The sequence below is a fragment of the Parabacteroides faecis genome, from assembly GCF_014647375.1.
Classification (GTDB): Bacteria; Bacteroidota; Bacteroidia; order Bacteroidales; family Tannerellaceae; genus Parabacteroides; species Parabacteroides faecis.
The window spans coordinates 217,816-234,694 of record NZ_BMPB01000014.1 but is presented as its reverse complement, the minus strand read 5'-3'; the positions used below and the strand labels follow the sequence as shown (position 1 = coordinate 234,694).

General features: G+C 45.0%; 12 protein-coding genes. 4 read left to right on the top strand and 8 right to left on the bottom strand.

Translation table 11 applies throughout. The annotated features are described in order from the left end of the window. On the bottom strand, positions 1-1,971 hold the full coding sequence (locus IEY67_RS20150; protein ID WP_183672013.1) for a heavy metal translocating P-type ATPase: 1,971 nt from the start codon (positions 1,969-1,971) through the stop codon (positions 1-3). A gap of 111 nt (positions 1,972-2,082) precedes the next feature. Between IEY67_RS20150 and IEY67_RS20145 the strand changes: the two genes are divergently transcribed. Next, positions 2,083-3,909: an alpha-1,3-galactosidase-related protein gene (locus IEY67_RS20145; RefSeq protein ID WP_183672012.1), complete on the top strand. Its 1,827-nt coding sequence runs from the start codon at positions 2,083-2,085 to the stop codon at positions 3,907-3,909. Between the two features lie 70 nt (positions 3,910-3,979). Here the strand turns inward: IEY67_RS20145 and IEY67_RS20140 are convergent, their stop codons facing one another. Both IEY67_RS20140 and IEY67_RS20135 read right to left on the bottom strand, forming a co-directional pair. Then, positions 3,980-6,157 (bottom strand): PAS domain-containing sensor histidine kinase, encoded by a 2,178-nt coding sequence (locus IEY67_RS20140; protein WP_122353488.1) that lies wholly within the window; start codon positions 6,155-6,157, stop codon positions 3,980-3,982. A gap of 482 nt (positions 6,158-6,639) precedes the next feature. Continuing rightward, positions 6,640-7,335 carry a copper resistance protein NlpE N-terminal domain-containing protein gene (locus IEY67_RS20135; RefSeq protein WP_229801146.1) on the bottom strand — a complete coding sequence of 232 codons (696 nt, stop codon included), beginning with the start codon at positions 7,333-7,335 and terminating at the stop codon, positions 6,640-6,642. Positions 7,336-7,478: 143 nt separating this feature from the next. Here IEY67_RS20135 and IEY67_RS20130 point away from each other — a divergent pair, with 143 nt between their 5' ends. After that, positions 7,479-8,207, top strand: coding sequence for a phosphatase PAP2 family protein (locus IEY67_RS20130; RefSeq protein WP_229801147.1), 729 nt, complete (start codon positions 7,479-7,481; stop codon positions 8,205-8,207). Here the strand turns inward: IEY67_RS20130 and IEY67_RS20125 are convergent. Continuing rightward, the gene (locus tag IEY67_RS20125; protein ID WP_183672010.1) at positions 8,195-9,730 is read right to left on the bottom strand and encodes a GH3 auxin-responsive promoter family protein; all 1,536 of its coding nucleotides are present in this window, start codon (positions 9,728-9,730) and stop codon (positions 8,195-8,197) included. The two genes, IEY67_RS20130 and IEY67_RS20125, sit on opposite strands and share 13 nt — an antisense overlap. Before the next feature lie 81 nt (positions 9,731-9,811). Here IEY67_RS20125 and IEY67_RS20120 point away from each other — a divergent pair, with 81 nt between their 5' ends. Then, a complete protein-coding gene (locus IEY67_RS20120; RefSeq protein WP_122353483.1) occupies positions 9,812-10,825 on the top strand; it encodes an ATP-dependent 6-phosphofructokinase in 1,014 nt (337 codons plus the stop codon). On the opposite strand, the gene rnc is transcribed toward IEY67_RS20120, so the two are convergent. From rnc to IEY67_RS20105, 3 genes are read right to left on the bottom strand one after another with little or no spacing between them, the layout of a single operon-like run. Next, positions 10,826-11,743: a ribonuclease III gene (gene rnc, locus IEY67_RS20115; RefSeq protein WP_183672009.1), complete on the bottom strand. Its 918-nt coding sequence runs from the start codon at positions 11,741-11,743 to the stop codon at positions 10,826-10,828. A 1-nt stretch (position 11,744) separates the two neighbouring features. Further along, positions 11,745-13,010 carry a beta-ketoacyl-ACP synthase II gene (gene fabF / locus IEY67_RS20110; protein ID WP_183672008.1) on the bottom strand — a complete coding sequence of 422 codons (1,266 nt, stop codon included), beginning with the start codon at positions 13,008-13,010 and terminating at the stop codon, positions 11,745-11,747. Positions 13,011-13,031: 21 nt separating this feature from the next. Further along, positions 13,032-13,268, bottom strand: a complete 237-nt coding sequence (locus IEY67_RS20105; protein ID WP_009860668.1) for an acyl carrier protein — start codon at positions 13,266-13,268, stop codon at positions 13,032-13,034. Between the two features lie 154 nt (positions 13,269-13,422). Between IEY67_RS20105 and purN the strand changes: the two genes are divergently transcribed. Next, positions 13,423-13,986 carry a phosphoribosylglycinamide formyltransferase gene (gene purN / locus IEY67_RS20100; protein ID WP_183672007.1) on the top strand — a complete coding sequence of 188 codons (564 nt, stop codon included), beginning with the start codon at positions 13,423-13,425 and terminating at the stop codon, positions 13,984-13,986. Between the two features lie 74 nt (positions 13,987-14,060). On the opposite strand, the gene IEY67_RS20095 is transcribed toward purN, so the two are convergent. Then, positions 14,061-16,874: a TonB-dependent receptor gene (locus IEY67_RS20095; protein ID WP_183672006.1), complete on the bottom strand. Its 2,814-nt coding sequence runs from the start codon at positions 16,872-16,874 to the stop codon at positions 14,061-14,063. Positions 16,875-16,879 lie beyond the last annotated feature (5 nt).

Sequence of the window (16,879 nt, the reverse complement as noted above, 5' to 3'; positions counted from 1 at the left end):
TCAGTCGGGGTTGTTTGTCCTTAAAATTCTTACTGCGTTGAGGATCGCCAATAAGGCGACTCCCACATCTGCAAATACAGCTTCCCACATGGTTGCGACACCACCGGCTCCCAGGATCAGGACGACCAGCTTGACTCCGAATGCCAACGCAATGTTCTGCCATACGATATTGCGTGTGAACTTTCCGATGCGGATCGCCGTAGCCACTTTACTGGGCTGGTCGGTCTGGATCACCACGTCTGCCGTTTCAATCGCAGCATCGCTGCCCAATCCGCCCATCGCGATACCGATATCGCTCAGGGCAAGTACCGGAGCATCGTTGATTCCGTCACCGACAAAGGCTATCCGGTTCTCCGGATTCCGTTTCAGCTCTTCCAGATGGGCAACTTTGCCTTCCGGCAGGAGATCACCGTATGCATGCGGGATTCCTAAACGGGTAGCTAATTTAGAAACAATTATTTGTTTATCTCCGGATAATATCTCTAAGTTATTAATATTTAATTCTTTTAATTGTTTGATAGCTGTTGCTGCATCCTCTTTAGGCGTATCGGCCAGGAGGATATAACCGGCATATTGCCTGTCGATGGCACAGACAACAACTGTTTCGGGAATCTCATTCAACCGGGAGAAAATAAAATTTCTCTCGGATGAAACTTTATTTTCATCCGAATGGAATGAAATTCCTGCCGAATCCAACAGGCGGGTGTTACCGACCAATACTTCCTTTCCATCGATCACTGCTTTTAATCCGTAACCTGCCAGTTCGGTTGTTTCGATGGTCGTATCTATTTCCGTTTGTTGCTGACGGGCATAGGAAAGAATCGCCTTGGCGATCGGATGGTTGCTGCGGCTTTCAACAGAAGCAATAATGCGGAGCAGTTCTTTTTCCGACAGATGATCGGCCGCTGATAAGGATTGTACTTCGAATATCCCTTTGGTCAGTGTACCGGTCTTATCGAATACGACTGTATTAATTTTGGTAATGGCATCCAGATAATTACCTCCTTTAAATAAGATACCTTGCCGGGAAGCGGCTCCGATCCCTCCGAAATAACCCAGTGGGATACTGATAACCAGTGCACAAGGGCAGGAGATAACCAGAAATACCAGTGCCCGGTACAGCCAGTCGTTGAAAATAAACAGGAAGTCCGGTTGTATCAATGAATATAAATAAGGCAGTAAAACGATCAGGAAAGCCATTCCGGTTACGATCGGCGTATAGATACGTGCGAATTTGCGGATGAACAGTTCTGCCGGAGCTTTCCGTTCCGATGCGTTCTGTACCAGTTCGAGGATACGCGCCAGGGCACTCTGGTTATAAGGTTTCGTTACCTCTAGGCGGATCACTTTGTCGGTTACGATCATTCCGGCCAGCACCTCTTCGTCCTGGCTGATCGTACGCGGTACGCTCTCCCCGGTAAGGGCTGCCGTGTTGAAGTCGGCAGTCCCGCTTAGTAACTTCCCGTCGAGAGGAACCCGTTCGCCGGCTTTTACTTCAATGATCTCTCCCGGAGTCACATCGGCGGGGGCAGTCCGGAAGTATTCGTTATTACGCACGACGGTTGCTGTTTCAGGACGGACGTCCAGCAGGGCGCTTATGTTCTTACGGGCTTTCGCCAGGGCATTTCCCTGGAATAGTTCTCCGATAGAGTAGAACAACATGACGGCTACTCCTTCCGGATATTCCCCGATATAAAAAGCACCGAGTGTTGCAATACACATCAGTGTAAACTCGCTGAAGATATCTTTTTCACGGATACTCTCTACCGCTTCTTTCATAACCGGCAGTCCGACCGGCAGATAAGCCAGCACATACCATATAAGTCGTATCGTTTGATTGAAAAACTCTGCTTCCATCACCTGTAGGGCGATCCCTCCCAATAACATAAGAAAAGAGATTGTCGGGAGAAGATAAGGTGAAACTTTACTTTTTTGTTCGTTATGACAGTGGTTGCAATTACAATGTCCCATATCTTTTTACTCTTTATTTGTTTTCCTGATACAAAGGTAAAGGAAACAAGGTGCAACAAAGTTGCAAAGAATCCGTATATTTGTCCGGTTAATGTTTAGAAAACACGTAATATGAAAAACACTCAAACTTTTATTGCTATCTTATTCTGTCTGGTGATGTTTTGTTCCTGTTCCCAGACGAAGAATCCCTATGATTTGTCGAATTTCGGTCTTGTTCCTGACCAAAAAGACAATGCTTCTCCTTTAATGGCAAAGGCGTTGGAACAGATTGCTGCTTCCCATACCGGGAGCGATACTATTACGATCGTTCTACCTAAAGGACGCTATGATTTTTATCCTGAAGGGGCCGCCCAAAAGGAGTATTTCATCTCCAATCATGATCAGGACAATCCGAAACTGGTGGGACTTCCTTTTGAGAACATGAAGAATATCGTTTTCGACGGGCAAGGTTCGGAGTTGATTTTCCACGGACGTATGCTACCGGTTTCACTGATCAATTCGGAGAACTGTACGTTGAAAAACTTCAGTATTGATTTTGAAAATCCGCATATCAGTCAGGTGAAAGTATTGGAAAACGATACGGTTGCCGGTGCGATAACGTATGAAGTAGCTCCGTGGGTGGAGTATGAAATACGCGACAGTGTCTTTTATGCCAAAGGCGAAGGCTGGGAGCATTCACCTGCCTGGGGAATCGCTTTCGAAGGAGATACGAAACGTCTTGTTTATACGACCAGCGATATCAGTATCGGTTCGAAAGGCGTATCCGAGATCTCTCCTCGCGTGATCAAATCTGCCAAATGGAATAATAAGAAACTGATTCCCGGAACTGTTGTGGCTATGCGTGGCTGGGGGCGTCCTACACCGGGTATTTTTGTCTCCTATGATACGAATACGATTCTTGAAAATATCCAGGTTCATTATGCGGAAGGAATGGGATTGCTGGCTCAGATGAGCGAGAATATCACGCTGGATAAATTTTCGGTATGCCTTCGCGGTGATAACGATCCCCGTTATTTTACAACACAGGCAGATGCTACCCATTTCTCCGGCTGTAAAGGAAAGATCATTTCAGTGGGTGGTTTGTATGAAGGTATGATGGATGATGCAATCAACGTGCACGGCACCTATCTGAAAATACAGAAACGCGTAGACGACAAGACGTTGCTCGGTGAGTATATGCATGGACAGAGTTATGGTTTTGAATGGGGATTCCCGGGAGATGCCGTACAGTTCATCGATTCGAAGACAATGGAGATTATAGGCGACCAGAATAAGGTTGTTTCTATCAAAGCGATGGATAAACCGGGTGCGCATGGGGCCAAACAGTTTGAGATCGTTTTTGAAAAAGCCATTGATCCGGCGATTAGTGAAGTCGGCACTTTCGGCATCGAAAACCTGGAGTGGACGCCGGAAGTTTATTTTGCCGACAATACGATCCGTAATAACCGTGCCCGTGGTTCTTTGTTCAGTACTCCGAAGAAAACCGTTGTGGAAAAGAATATTTTCGACCATACTTCCGGTACCGCCATCCTGTTATGCGGCGATTGTAACGGTTGGTTTGAGACCGGTGCCTGCCATGATGTCCTGATCCGTGATAACAAGTTCATTAACTCATTGACGAATATGTTCCAGTTCACGAACGCCATTATTTCTATTTATCCTGAAATCCCAGACCTGAAAGATCAGAAGAAATATTTCCACAGCGGCATCGTGATCGAGAATAACGAGTTCGAAACATTCGACGCTCCGATCCTGTATGCAAAGTCGGTAGACGGACTGGTTTTCCGCAACAATGTAATCAAGCAAAACAACCAATATCCGGCTTTCCACTGGAATAAGCATCGTTTCTTCTTCCAGCGTGTGATCAATTACGACATCAAGGATAATCAGTTTGATGGTGGTTTTGATGAGAAAAAGGATTTGAAAGTGGAAAATTAATTTGTCTTATTTCGTTTCTAATAAGAATGTTACCGGTCTAAAAGATCACATCTTTTAGACCGGTAGTTTTTTAGTTAATTTCAGTATTTGCTTCGCACGCTATCGTAAACCGGAACGTGCTACCTTTTCCGAATTCAGATTCAACAGATATTTCACCTCCCAGTTTATTCACGATCATCTGGCAAATGGAGAGTCCGAGTCCGGTGCCGGGTACAAATTTGTCGAATTTAGCGAAACGTTCAAAAACATGTTTTAGATTTTCTTTGTCGATCCCTTTTCCCGTGTCGGAAACATAGAAAGACAATCCCTTCGGAATTATTTCATAACCGATTGTAATCGATCCTTCCGAGGTGAACTTGACCGCATTGTTCAGCAAGTTGGTTATTACCTGTATCAGTCTGTTCTTTTCGGAACGGATCATGTATTTTTTATAAGGCAGATTACAGATAAATTTTACTTTCGGTGATAAATGGGAATTATAAACCTGCTTCAGGTCTGTTATTATTTCCGTAATATCAAAATCGCTGTAGTTGAAAGTCATCTTCCCCGCATCAATTTTGGAAATGTCGAGTATATCATTGATGATTTGTAACAGCAGGTCGTTGTTCTCTTCAATGATCCGGACGAATTCTTCTTTGTCTTCATGCTCATCGGTCTGGGCTAAAAGCTGCGAAAAACCGACGATAGCATTCAGGGGCGTTCGTATTTCGTGGCTCATATTGGCGAGGAAAGCCATTTTCATCCGGTTACCTTCCTCTACTTTTTCGATATGTGTGATATCGATCAGAAGACCTGTTACGCTTTTAATACTTCCGTCGGGATAATATTCCAGCGGAACGGAGAAGGTATTTGTCCAGCGGTAATCCGTGTCTCCATCCAGCATGATCCGTAAATGCAGGTTGCTGTATCCTTTACATTCGCGGATACGTTTATCCTGTTCCTGTTGTAAAATAAGACGGTCGTCCGGATGAACCGTGAAATTGAACGATCCCCGGATGAAGTTTCCGGGAGCGACCGGATCAGGATACAGCCGGGTATATTCCTGTGTCTTGATATCCAGGTCCCATTGTATAATATTGGCGGCCTGGATTGCCAGTTCGCTACGTTGTATATAGTTGCGCAACCTTTGTTCCCGCTCTATCTCTTCCGTTATATCTTCACGTGTCCCGATCAGTTTATGAACATTTCCATCCTTATCATATTTGGATACTTTAGCGATCAGCCTGACCCATCGGTACGGACCGTTCAGCTCTTTTACCCGGAACTGAATATTCATTAATTCTGATCGTTTGTTCAGAATATCATCATATGCCTTTAAATACATCTTCTGATGTTCGGGAGCCACTGTCTCATAAATATCTTTTAGCGTCGTATTATGATCGAAAAATAAGGATTCTCTGATAGAAGTGCAGATATCTGTTTTACGATCGTATTCCCAAATGATCATATTGGTAATCTGCAGGAGCAGATCACGTTGCTGGCGATTTTCGATAAGTTCCTGTACTTTGTTTTTCTGGTCGGTAATATCTTTCTGGGTTCCGATCAGGCGGTCAATTTTCCCATCTTCTCCGTGAATACCCATCGAGTAGATCTCGTACCACCTGATTTGTCCTTCGGGAGTCAGCAGGCGGAATTGTTCGGTACTTTGTTTATGCTTTTCATTAACGATATCGGTGACCAGCCTGACATGGCGTTCCCTGTCTTCCGGAATGAGTTGCTTGGTAACATCCCATAATTTCATTCCTGGTTGCGGCACTGTATTCTCATCGGCCAGGTCAAAAGAATCGCTATCGGGGAGATAAGACCATACAGACAGATTTCCGGCTTTTAAAGCCATCGACAGTTTGTTCTTCTCATTGATGATCTCAAGTTGAGTCTCCATCCGTCGGGTCATATTCCGGAAGATACCGAAAGTATGGTCTTCAAAAGGAATTATATACCCTTCCGCATAACCTGTGTGACCGTCATTCTCCACTTCGTAATGAATGGTGTTCGGTTTACGTGTTTGCATCGTATCCAGAAAGGCGTTCAGCAGTTTATTGCCGGAGTCTCCCTTTAAATTCTTATAGTGGAATAAATCCTGGATGGTTTGCCCTTTCTGTTGCTGTGGCGTGAGAGACAGAGATATTTCGGGCTGATAATTGAGCAGATCTTCAATTATCCCCTCTTTGTTAACTATTAAAATTGTATCAGGAAGAAGTTTCAAAAACTGTTTCATTCCTGCCAATGTGTTTTCATCGTACGCCATAACCCATAATTTTCAGAAGGTCCTTAATCCGCAAAGATAAATATATTCTTGAATCTTAAATGTAAAAAACGAATAATTGAATGATGTTTCAGCAGTCATCTATTTCAATCGTTTGAAAAACAATCTGCATAGCAGAAGAAAGGATGAAAGGGTAGAATCTGGAAAAAAGACTGGTCTTTTAAAAATGAAAGTCCCTTATTTTGAAATCAAAACTCAGGTCTTAACATTTCAAAAGACCAGTCTTTTTTTATAGGCCAAGGATGGAATCCGTTTGGCATGGCGGTACTGTTTTTTGTGATTGCCTTAAAAAGTAATGTTTGGCCAGAGAACTTGTCTCTGTTACTTCTGTACTTTTTTCAAACTGTAGTTCAGTTCTGTTTCCGCTTTCTTGAAATCATCGCCGATCAGTGTGATTGTCGAATCGTTTTCACAAAGGAAATTCATCACTTCATCCCCGTTGTCGGAAACCAGTTGCCATACGGTTACATTCTTTTCTCCCGGTATATCCTGTAGGGTGATGCATTTTCCGTTTGTGACGAATGTTGCATCTTTACCGTCTTCTGCTTCCAGGTATGTCTGTGAGAGAGAGAGAAAGTTCCTTCTCCGCTTTTCTCGCGGCTGCGGATGGTCAGGTCGTAACGGATGCCCGGACAGTCGGCACAAGGCAAAACGCCTTCATAAGTTTGTGTCTGAATGTTACCTAATGAATTGTCGGCATCTTTCTTGTTCTGACGATAGATTTCTTTACCCCGCTGGCTGATCGTCCATACACCGTCGACCCGGCGTACATTTTTTGTATCGTCATCTTCTATATTCCAGGCATAATCGCCAGCCGGAAGTGAGCGCCGGTCGAGTATTTCATTGGGAGCATCGTTCGAAAAGAATAATTCTGCTTTTAGTGAATCGGGACTGAATACCAGATAAGCGGATGATTTGCCGTCGACAGCCTCGAGGCGTATGCCGGACTCGAATAGGCGGATGCAGTTCTGTTGTACTTCCGACCATGTATAACCAGCAGAGGCGATGCAGCCATGTTCGTCTTTGTCATTTCCAACCATTTCGGTGGAGTCTTGTTCTGTACCGGATACTTGTTTTGCTTTTTGTTGTCCGCAGGAAGAAAGAAGTCCTGCACAAATGATCAGAGCTGATAGGATAAGCCCGTTGTAAGTTTTTTTCATCGGAATGAATGATTTTAATTTGTTTATAAACGGATATCGTTCTATATAGAAACAAAGATAAGTTATTTTTTGTTTCTTTGTGACCTGAATAAAAGATAAAGCCTGTAGGAATGAGAACCTCCTTTTATATTTCTATGTTTTTAATGATAGTCTGTTTATTGCCTGTCAAGGCACAGGATGGAGCCGTACAGTCTGACAGCCTGAAACAGAAAATGCCTGTTATCGAATATAAATTCAATGCGAAGCATCTGATACTTCCGGCTTCCCTGATTACAGTCGGGGCGGTAGGAACGGCTATTGACGGGATGAATGACTTTCATTTTTTCTCCCGGAAAAGCGATGTGAAAAAGATACGGGCGGACGACTATCTGGAATGGGGGATGCTCGGATGGGTATTTGTCTGCGACCTGATGGGGAAGGAGAAACATAACTGGGTGGATCAACTGATGCTTGTGACTTTGGCGGAAGGGATGAATGCTGTTATGACACGTACTTTAAAATATACGGTAAAGGAGACACGTCCGGATGGCGGTCCGTATTCTTTTCCTTCGGGGCATACGGCCAATGCGTTTCTGGGAGCACACATGGCCTATAAAGAGTTTAAGGATAGTAGCCCCGTACTGGCTTATTCAGGATATGCGATAGCTTTGTTTGTAGCCGGTTCCCGTTTGTACAATAACCGGCATTGGGTAGCAGATGTAATAGCGGGTGCCGGTTTCGGTATCCTTTCCGTCGAATTGGCCTACTGGGCTTATTTTCCCCTCCGCAATACCATTGCCCGTAAAGTAAACAGCAAAGCAGCCAGGAATATGGTGATCGCCCCGACATTTAATGAACAGGGCGGGGGAGTCTATTTCTCCTATGCGTTTTGAGAAGGGGTTAGCCTGCTGTTGATTGCCAGCAGTTCTTCGATATGTGTCCGGTCATTGCCTAGACGCGGTATTTTATGCTGGCCACCCAGTTTGCCCTTCTGTTTAAGCCATTCGTAGAAAGCTCCTTCGTGGGCTACAACGATTTCTAAAGGTTGGAGTGATATTTCTTTATAACGCTTGGCCTCATAATCCGAATTCAGCTCCTGTAATGCTTTATCCAGCAAGGATGCGAACTCATCTACGGAAGGCGGCTTCTTTTCAAATTCGATAAACCATTGATGGAGTCCTTTTGCCTTGTCGAGCATGAAAAGAGGGGCAGCTGTATATTCCTTTACGACGGCTCCTGTCTGGCGGCTTATTTTGCTGATCGCCTTATCCGCATTATCGACCATCAGTTCTTCTCCGAAGGCATTGATATAATGTTTGGTCCTTCCCGAAATAACGAATTTATGCGGGAACAGTGAGGTAAAACGTACTGTGTCGCCGATTTGGTAACGCCATAATCCTCCGGAGGTCGTTATGACCATCGCATAATTCTTTCCTGTTTCCACAGCTTCCAAAGGCAAGACGGTCGGATTGGGAGTTCCTACTTCCGACATCGGTATGAACTCGTAGAATACACCGTAATCCTGCATCAGCAACAGACTGTGGTCTGCCGGATCATCCTGTATCCCGAAGAATCCTTCCGATGCATTGTATGTTTCCATATAATGCATCTTATCCGAAGGAATGAGGGCTTTATATTGTTCCCGATAAGGTTCGAAACTGATCCCCCCGTGGAAAAATACTTCCATATTCGGCCAAACGTCGGTCAGGTATTCCCGTCCGGTCTTCTTCAGTACCGATTTGATCAGAACCAGCATCCAGGATGGAACGCCGGAAAGACTGTTGACATCCTCATTCCACGTGCTGTCGACGATCGCTTTTATTTTACTTTCCCATTCGTCCATCAGGATGATCCGCTTTGCCGGAACACGCATCAGGTTGACTAGCGGACTCAGGTTTTGCAATAATACGGCTGAAAGGTCTCCGCAATGGGATTTTTGATTGATTGGGGAAGGACTGTGGCTGCCGCCGAGGATTAATCCTTTTTTAGAGAAAAAGTGGCTTTCCGGATTATTACGGAGATAAAGAGCTACCGTATCGAAGCCTCCCTGGTAGTGACAACTATGAAGAACTTCGGGGGTGACGGGAAGAAATTTGCTTTTATCGTTTGTGGTACCGCTGCTTTTAGCGTACCACTTGACGACCGAAGGCCAGAGTATGTTCCTCTCTCCGTTGATCATCCGGGTCACATAAGGTTTGATATCGTCATATAGCTGTAGCGGAACCCGCTGGCAGAAATCTTCGTATCGTTTGATATTTTTGTAATCATATTTCAACCCCCATTCCGTGTTGCGTGCAGTCGATAACAGCGACCGCAACTGCTTGCGCTGTAAGCGGTCTGTCTCCTGCCCGTATTTTTCTATCTCCTTTTGCCGGGGGCGGAAGAGTAGTGATATTGTATTTGTTAAAATATCCATGCTCTTTTTATTTGTATTGGTTGCAAATGTAGGCATTCTCTTTTTATTTATATCTTTGTTGCATACATAATTAACAAAACAATGAAAATAGGTATCCTTTCTTCGGGGGGTGATTGTCCCGGTATAAACGCAACGATTCGTGGTGTCGGTAAAACAGCCATAATGCATTATGGCATGGAAGTGATCGGAATTCATAGTGGTTTTGTTGGACTGCTGAACAAAGATATTCAATCGTTCGATGAACGCAGCCTGTCCGGTATCCTGAACCTGGGCGGAACGATTCTCGGAACTTCCCGCGAAAAACCGTTTCGTAAGTTACTCGCTTCCGGGGAAAGCGAAAAGCCGCAGGTCATTATACAGAATTATGAAGAATTAGGATTAGATTGCCTGGTCTGTATCGGTGGAAACGGCACGCAGAAGACTGCCGGTATGCTTTCGGCTCTCGGCCTGAATATTATCGGTGTGCCCAAGACGATCGATAATGACGTCTGGGGAACGGATATAACTTTTGGTTTCGATACGGCTGTCAATATTGCAACGGATGCAATCGACCGCCTGCATTCGACTGCCAGTTCCCATAAACGGGTGATGGTGGTGGAAGTAATGGGGCATCATGCCGGATGGATCGCCTTGTATGCCGGAATGGCGGGTGGTGCAGATGTGATCTTACTGCCGGAGCTGGGATATGATATGGATAAGGTGAACCAGACAATCCTCGACCGTGCCCATCGTGGCAAACCCTATTCGATCGTTGTCGTTGCCGAGGGAGTGGCAACACCCGAAAAGAAACGTCCTTCCGACTACATTACCCGTACAATAGAGGCAGCTACAGGCATAGAATCCCGCGATACCGTACTGGGGTATATCCAGCGTGGCGGTAATCCTTCGCCTTTCGACCGTAATTTGGCCACCCGGCTAGGCGGGCATGCTACGGAACTGATCGCCAACCGCCAGTTCGGACGTATGGTCTGTATGAAGGGGGATAAGGTGGAATCGATAGCCTTGTCGGAAGTAGCAGGCAAGTTGAAACTGGTCACTCCGGAAAATGACCTGATTATTCAGGGAGAAAGAATGGGAATTTCGTTCGGTAAGTAATTACCGGACTTCTTCATTGATCGTAGCGTCGATACATTCGGGTATATGGCTACTCTTCGTTTGTTCTGCGGGTATCGGCTCATGCTCCGTCGTCGCATCCTCCTCCGGAAGATCCTCAAACTCATGATCGGCAGTACTTTCGCCGGTCTGCTTTTTCTTCAGTTCAGAGATGAATTGTTGGAAAGCTTTGTCGGTACGCAGTTTCTTGACCGCCATTTTGGCGGCATTCTGCTGCGATTCTTTTTTGGAGTAACCGATGCCGACGCCGATTTGCATATCGGCCAGGGTGACACCTGTCTGGAAGACTGGATTCCCGTCGTTGTCGGTGAATGATTCTATCAGGTCGAATGTGATCTCCAGCTTGTTCTTCTGACTCCATTCGATCAGGCTGGACTTGAAGTTAACCTCTTTGCGGGCAATATTATCCAGGTCGATGTATTTTCTGATAATCACATTCTCAACGAAATTGTAGCAGGTACTGTAGCCTTGATCCAGGTAGATTGCCCCGATCAATGCTTCCAGTGCATTTCCGTACATGTGATTGTTGTGCGAACTCAGCTTGGCGGAGTAAACGACCATCTTGTCGAGACCCAGTTCGACAGCCACGCGGTTGAGTGTTTCGCGTTGAACGATTTTGGAACGGGTATTGGTCAGGAAACCTTCCCGTTTGTTTTGAAAATGTTTATACACAATGTCTGCCACAACGGCATCCAATATGGCATCACCCAAGAACTCCAGTCGTTCGTTATTCAGCCATTTCCCGTCGCTGGCTTCCACCGAGGAAGATTTATGCAGGAAAGCCTGTTCATAAACGTGGATGTTATCGGGGTAAAATCCCAGTATCTTATATAAAGAAGAATAAGGCTCCTTATTCTTGTGTTTAAGAAGCCTTATCTTTTTGTATAGTTGTGTAAACACGTTACTTCACAAATTTTTTAACAATAGCACAAGCATTATGGCCGCCAAATCCGAATGTATTGGATAATGCCGCCCGTATTTCTCGTTTTTGAGCTTTATTGAATGTGAAATTCAGTTTATAATCTATTTCAGGATCATCGTCGCCATCTGCATGATTGATAGTCGGAGGAATGATTCCATCTTTAATTGCCATGATGCAGAACATAGCTTCGATGGCTCCGGCCGCACCTAATAAATGACCAGTCATAGACTTTGTTGAACTGATATTCAGCTTGTAAGCGTGATCCCCAAAAACTTCTTTGATCGCTTTTACTTCTGAAACATCTCCTACCGGAGTAGATGTTCCGTGAACATTGATATAATCGATATCTTCCGGAGCCATTTCTGCATCTTCCAGTGCATTACGCATCACTAACTTCGCTCCTAATCCCTCAGGATGAGAGGCTGTCAGATGGTATGCATCAGCAGATAATCCTGTTCCTGCGATCTCGGCATATATTTTAGCTCCACGAGCCAAAGCGTGTTCCATCTCTTCCAAAATCAAACAGGCTCCACCTTCTCCCATAACGAAACCGTCGCGACTTGCGCTGAACGGACGAGAGGCTGTTTCGGGTGAGTCGTTACGAGTCGAAAGCGCATTCATCGAGTTGAACCCGCCGACACCTGAATCTGCAATAGCAGCTTCCGCACCACCTGTTACAATCACATTGGCTTTACCCAAACGGATATAGTTGCATGCATCAGCGATTGCATTGGTAGAAGAGGCACAAGCTGACACTGTAGCAAAGTTAGGACCATGAAACCCATAAAGCATGGAGATATGTCCGGCTGCGATGTCCGCAATCATCTTTGGGATGAAGAACGGGTTGAATTTCGGTCCGATCGTATCTTTTGTTTTCGCATATCCTAAAACTTCTTCTTCAAATGTCTTGATACCGCCGATACCGGAAGCAAAAATAACGCCGATACGGTCCTTATCTTCTTTATCCAGGTCCATAGCTGCATCTTCGATTGCTTGTTTTGCAGCATTTATTGCATATAAACTATAACGGTCACACTTGCGGACTTCCTTACGATCCATTACTGATAACGGATCGAAACCTTTAACTTCGCATGCAAATTGTGTCTTGAATTTGGATGCATCAAACTGCGTAATAGGACCGGCTCCACTCTTCCCATTGATAATACCCTCCCATGTTTCTGCGAGGGTATTACCAAGAGGAGTAATGGCACCAAGACCTGTTACTACAACTCTTTTTAATTCCATACCTTTAATTAAAAGGATTGATTACTTCGCGTTAGCTTCGATATAAGCAACTGCGTCGCCTACTGTTGTAATCTTTTCTGCCTGATCATCAGGAATTGAAATACCGAATTCCTTTTCGAATTCCATAATCAACTCTACAGTGTCAAGAGAGTCTGCTCCTAAATCATTAGTAAAGCTTGCTTCGTTTGTAACTTCTGTTTCTTCAACACTTAACTTATCAACGATGATAGCTTTTACTCTAGATGCAACTTCAGACATAACTTTTTCAATTTAGATTAATAAATACGAATATACTTTTTAAATTTGCAGTGCAAAGAAAAGAATTTTTTATGTTACAAAACAAATTTAATGCACTAAAAATACGGAAAACTGCACATTTTTTCTTTTCGTGTGCACTAAAACATAGGAAAATATGAAAAACGTAGCAATTTTTGCATCCGGTTCGGGTACGAATGCCGAAAATATAGCCCGGTATTTCTCTAAAAGTGAAACTGTTAAAGTAGCAGTTGTTTTGTCCAATAATAAGAATGTGGGCGTGCATGCCCGTGTCAATAAACTGGGAATTCCTTCCTTTGTGTTTTCCCGTGATGAATTTGTGGAGGGAACGCCTGTCCTGGCGAAACTGGCGGAATATCAGGTCGATCTGATCGTCCTGGCCGGTTTTATGAATAAGATATCGGATGCGTTACTGGGTGCTTATCCGGGTAAGATCATTAATATTCATCCGGCTTTATTGCCGAAACATGGCGGAAAGGGCATGTATGGCATGCATGTGCATGAGGCCGTAGTGGCTGCCGGAGAGAAGGAATCGGGTATTACGATACATTATATCAATGAAAATTACGACGAAGGTGATGTCATTTTTCAGGCTGAATGTGAAGTGTTGCCTACCGATACGCCGGACGAGGTCGCTACCAAGGTGCATGCGCTGGAATATGCCCATTATCCGCATGTGATCGAAGATTTGTTGAAATAACTGAAAAGTGATATAAAAAATTAAGCCCTGCCGGATTATCGTGTCGGCAGGGCTTTCTAATTATTAGTGGTTTATCAGAATGACATATTCAGTTGCATCACATAGGTCCGTGGTGCCGAAACAAGCATCGGACGTGTGCAATATTCTTTATTGAACAGATTATTGATCATGAACTGGAACGACACGTCCTTCGTTATTTTCACACCTGCACGCAGGTCGACTACACAGTAATCCGTATTCTTTTCTTTCCAGTACGTATTGAGCGTTTCCCCACCGATATTTCCGTACAGGAGTTGTCGGATATATTCCATGGCATCCGGCTGTTCTTTTTCCCGTTCGTCCACCATCAGGTAGTCGACGGCCAGCATTTTGCTTTTCCAGGTAACGTTCATTCCAAGGTTCAGGCGTTTCCATTGCAGGTCGACAACACCTTTCACCGTATGTTTCTGACGGTATTTCAGATACTTGGAATCATTGGATTTTTCTTTTGCACGGAGAGGATCGTTGTACTGTGCTTCGATTTCGTTCTTCTCCTTGTAATCGGCATCTTCCGGTTCGATGAAAACATATCCCAGGTTATAGGATAGTTTGGTGTCGGCATTGAAGTTATAGAAACCGTTCGTACTTATCTCTGCCCCGTAGATACGTGCTTTGGATACGTTGTAGAACTGTGCTCCGATACCCGGCATCTGTCCCTGTGCGATGATACCCAGAATTTCCTTCGTACTATTTGCATATGCATACGAATTGGGATCGAAGAAGCCGAAACGGAATTCGATCATATCCGTATATTGTGTGTAGAAACCGGCTACATCGAAGAATCCCATCAGGTTACCGAATTTATATCCCTGCTTGATACCCAGTTCGGCGTTCACCCCTTTTTCTGCCCTTACTTCATTGTTCGGGAATACGCCGACACCACCGATATCCTTACGGGCATATTTTTCTGTCAGGGAAGGATAACGGTAACCTTGTCCGAAGCTGGCACGGATAAAGCTGTAGTCGGCCAACTGATAGTTCAGTCCCGCACGGAAGATCGGCTTTACCGGTATCTTAGTTCCGAATATCTTTGTATCTGCTTCGCGCAGGAAATCATCGACACGGTAATATTCCGCACGCATACCGGCTGATACGCTCAGACGATCGAAAAAGCGCTGGTCGTACTGAAAGAACATGGCGGCATTATCGCTGTCATGGTTGCCGGTTGTCACCGAGGTACTACGCATATGTTCGTAAGTGGCGCCGGCTGTGATCTGTGTGCCGTTATCCCATTTCTTATTGAACTGGTAATCCAGATAATACGTATAGTTCTTGTCGATACTGACCGGATCGGATTTCGGGTTGATCGCATTCGACAACCAGGGGACCAGATCGGACGTACTGCTCGGAATACCGCGTTTCATAACCCATGAAAGCAAGTCGCAGTAATCGGCTGTAGTAGCTGTAGGGAATATCTGTCCCAGGATATTGGTCGTTCCGTTTACCAGCCCGTTCAGGTCACCCTGCAAAGCCGGTTGGATGATCGGATAGAACATGCTGTAATCACCGTTCTGTACATTTTGCACGATCCCTGTGATGGCACCGACATCCGTCCCCATATTCCCGAGAATATCTGTAATGGATGCATCGTTGTTTGATCCGTCAGCAATATTGTCCCCGCGATAATAGAAACGGGCCTTTACCTTATGTGATGTATTGTTGTTCGGATTGGTAAAATTAAAGAACGGGTCGATATAAAATGTATTTGCTTCGCGTCCCATATTGGCGATAGGAGACGGCTCATAAACATCTTTCGGAGAACGCCACAGGAAGAAATCGGCATATTTATCGCTCATATAGTTGACGTTGAATCCATAGTTGAGCAAATTGCCGTCGTTCATCGGCTGGTGGTAAGTCAGGTTGCCTCCGGCACGGAAACGTTTGTTGTATCCCTGTTTTTTATATCCTTCATCCGTGAACATGTTCAATCCGGCAGAAAGGTCGAAATTGCCGACGCGGCGGGCATGTGAGAAATCGACTCCTTCATATATCGGATTGCGGATACCTGAAAATACGTTCTTACGCAGGAATGGTTCCACTTCGTATTTGCCTTCTTTCCAGAATGATTTGTCGCTCCACCGGTATTCTTCGTTCTCCGGATCTCCGTAGATACCTAAATAAGTGCGTAAAGTCGTGACTGGTGTAAGACCCGGGCGTTTTGTACGGATATTGATCACTCCGTTCAGGGCGGATGATCCGTAAAGTACCGACGAAGCTCCCTTCATCACTTCCACCTGTTCGATATTTTCCAGCGGAACAATGTTCCAGTTGATGATACCGGTCCCGGAAGTAAGTGCACTCATTCCGTCGATCAGTACCATACTGCGTGAACCGACACCGTATGTCCAGCCGTTCCCTCCGCGGATAGAAGGTTGTTTGTCATTGATATCCACACCGGGCATCGTGTTCAGTGTCGCACTCAGGTCGGTAGGAGCCTGTTTGGTAATATCCTCGGCTTTCAGCAGATCCATGGAGACCGTTACGTTACTCAGCTTCTGCTCGAAACGTCCGGCACTGACCACGACGTCGCCCAGCAGGTTGGCTTTGATACGCATGAATATATTCTGCGTCTTTGTTTCATTGCGGTTGATCACGACCGGAACCTGCTCATTTTCGTAACCGATATAACTGAACAGCAGGTCGACACCGCCTTCCGGCAAGTTGATCTGGTATGAACCGTCTGCTTCCGAGATCGTTCCGTTTGTTTCTCCGCTGATTCTTTTGAAAGTAATGTTGACACCCGCCAGCGGCTCATTGGTCTCTTTGTCATACACAAATCCTTTCATGATCTGCCCGAAAGAGGGGATGCTCAGAAGGGCCAGTAAAAATAATATAGTATATTTTTTCATGTCTG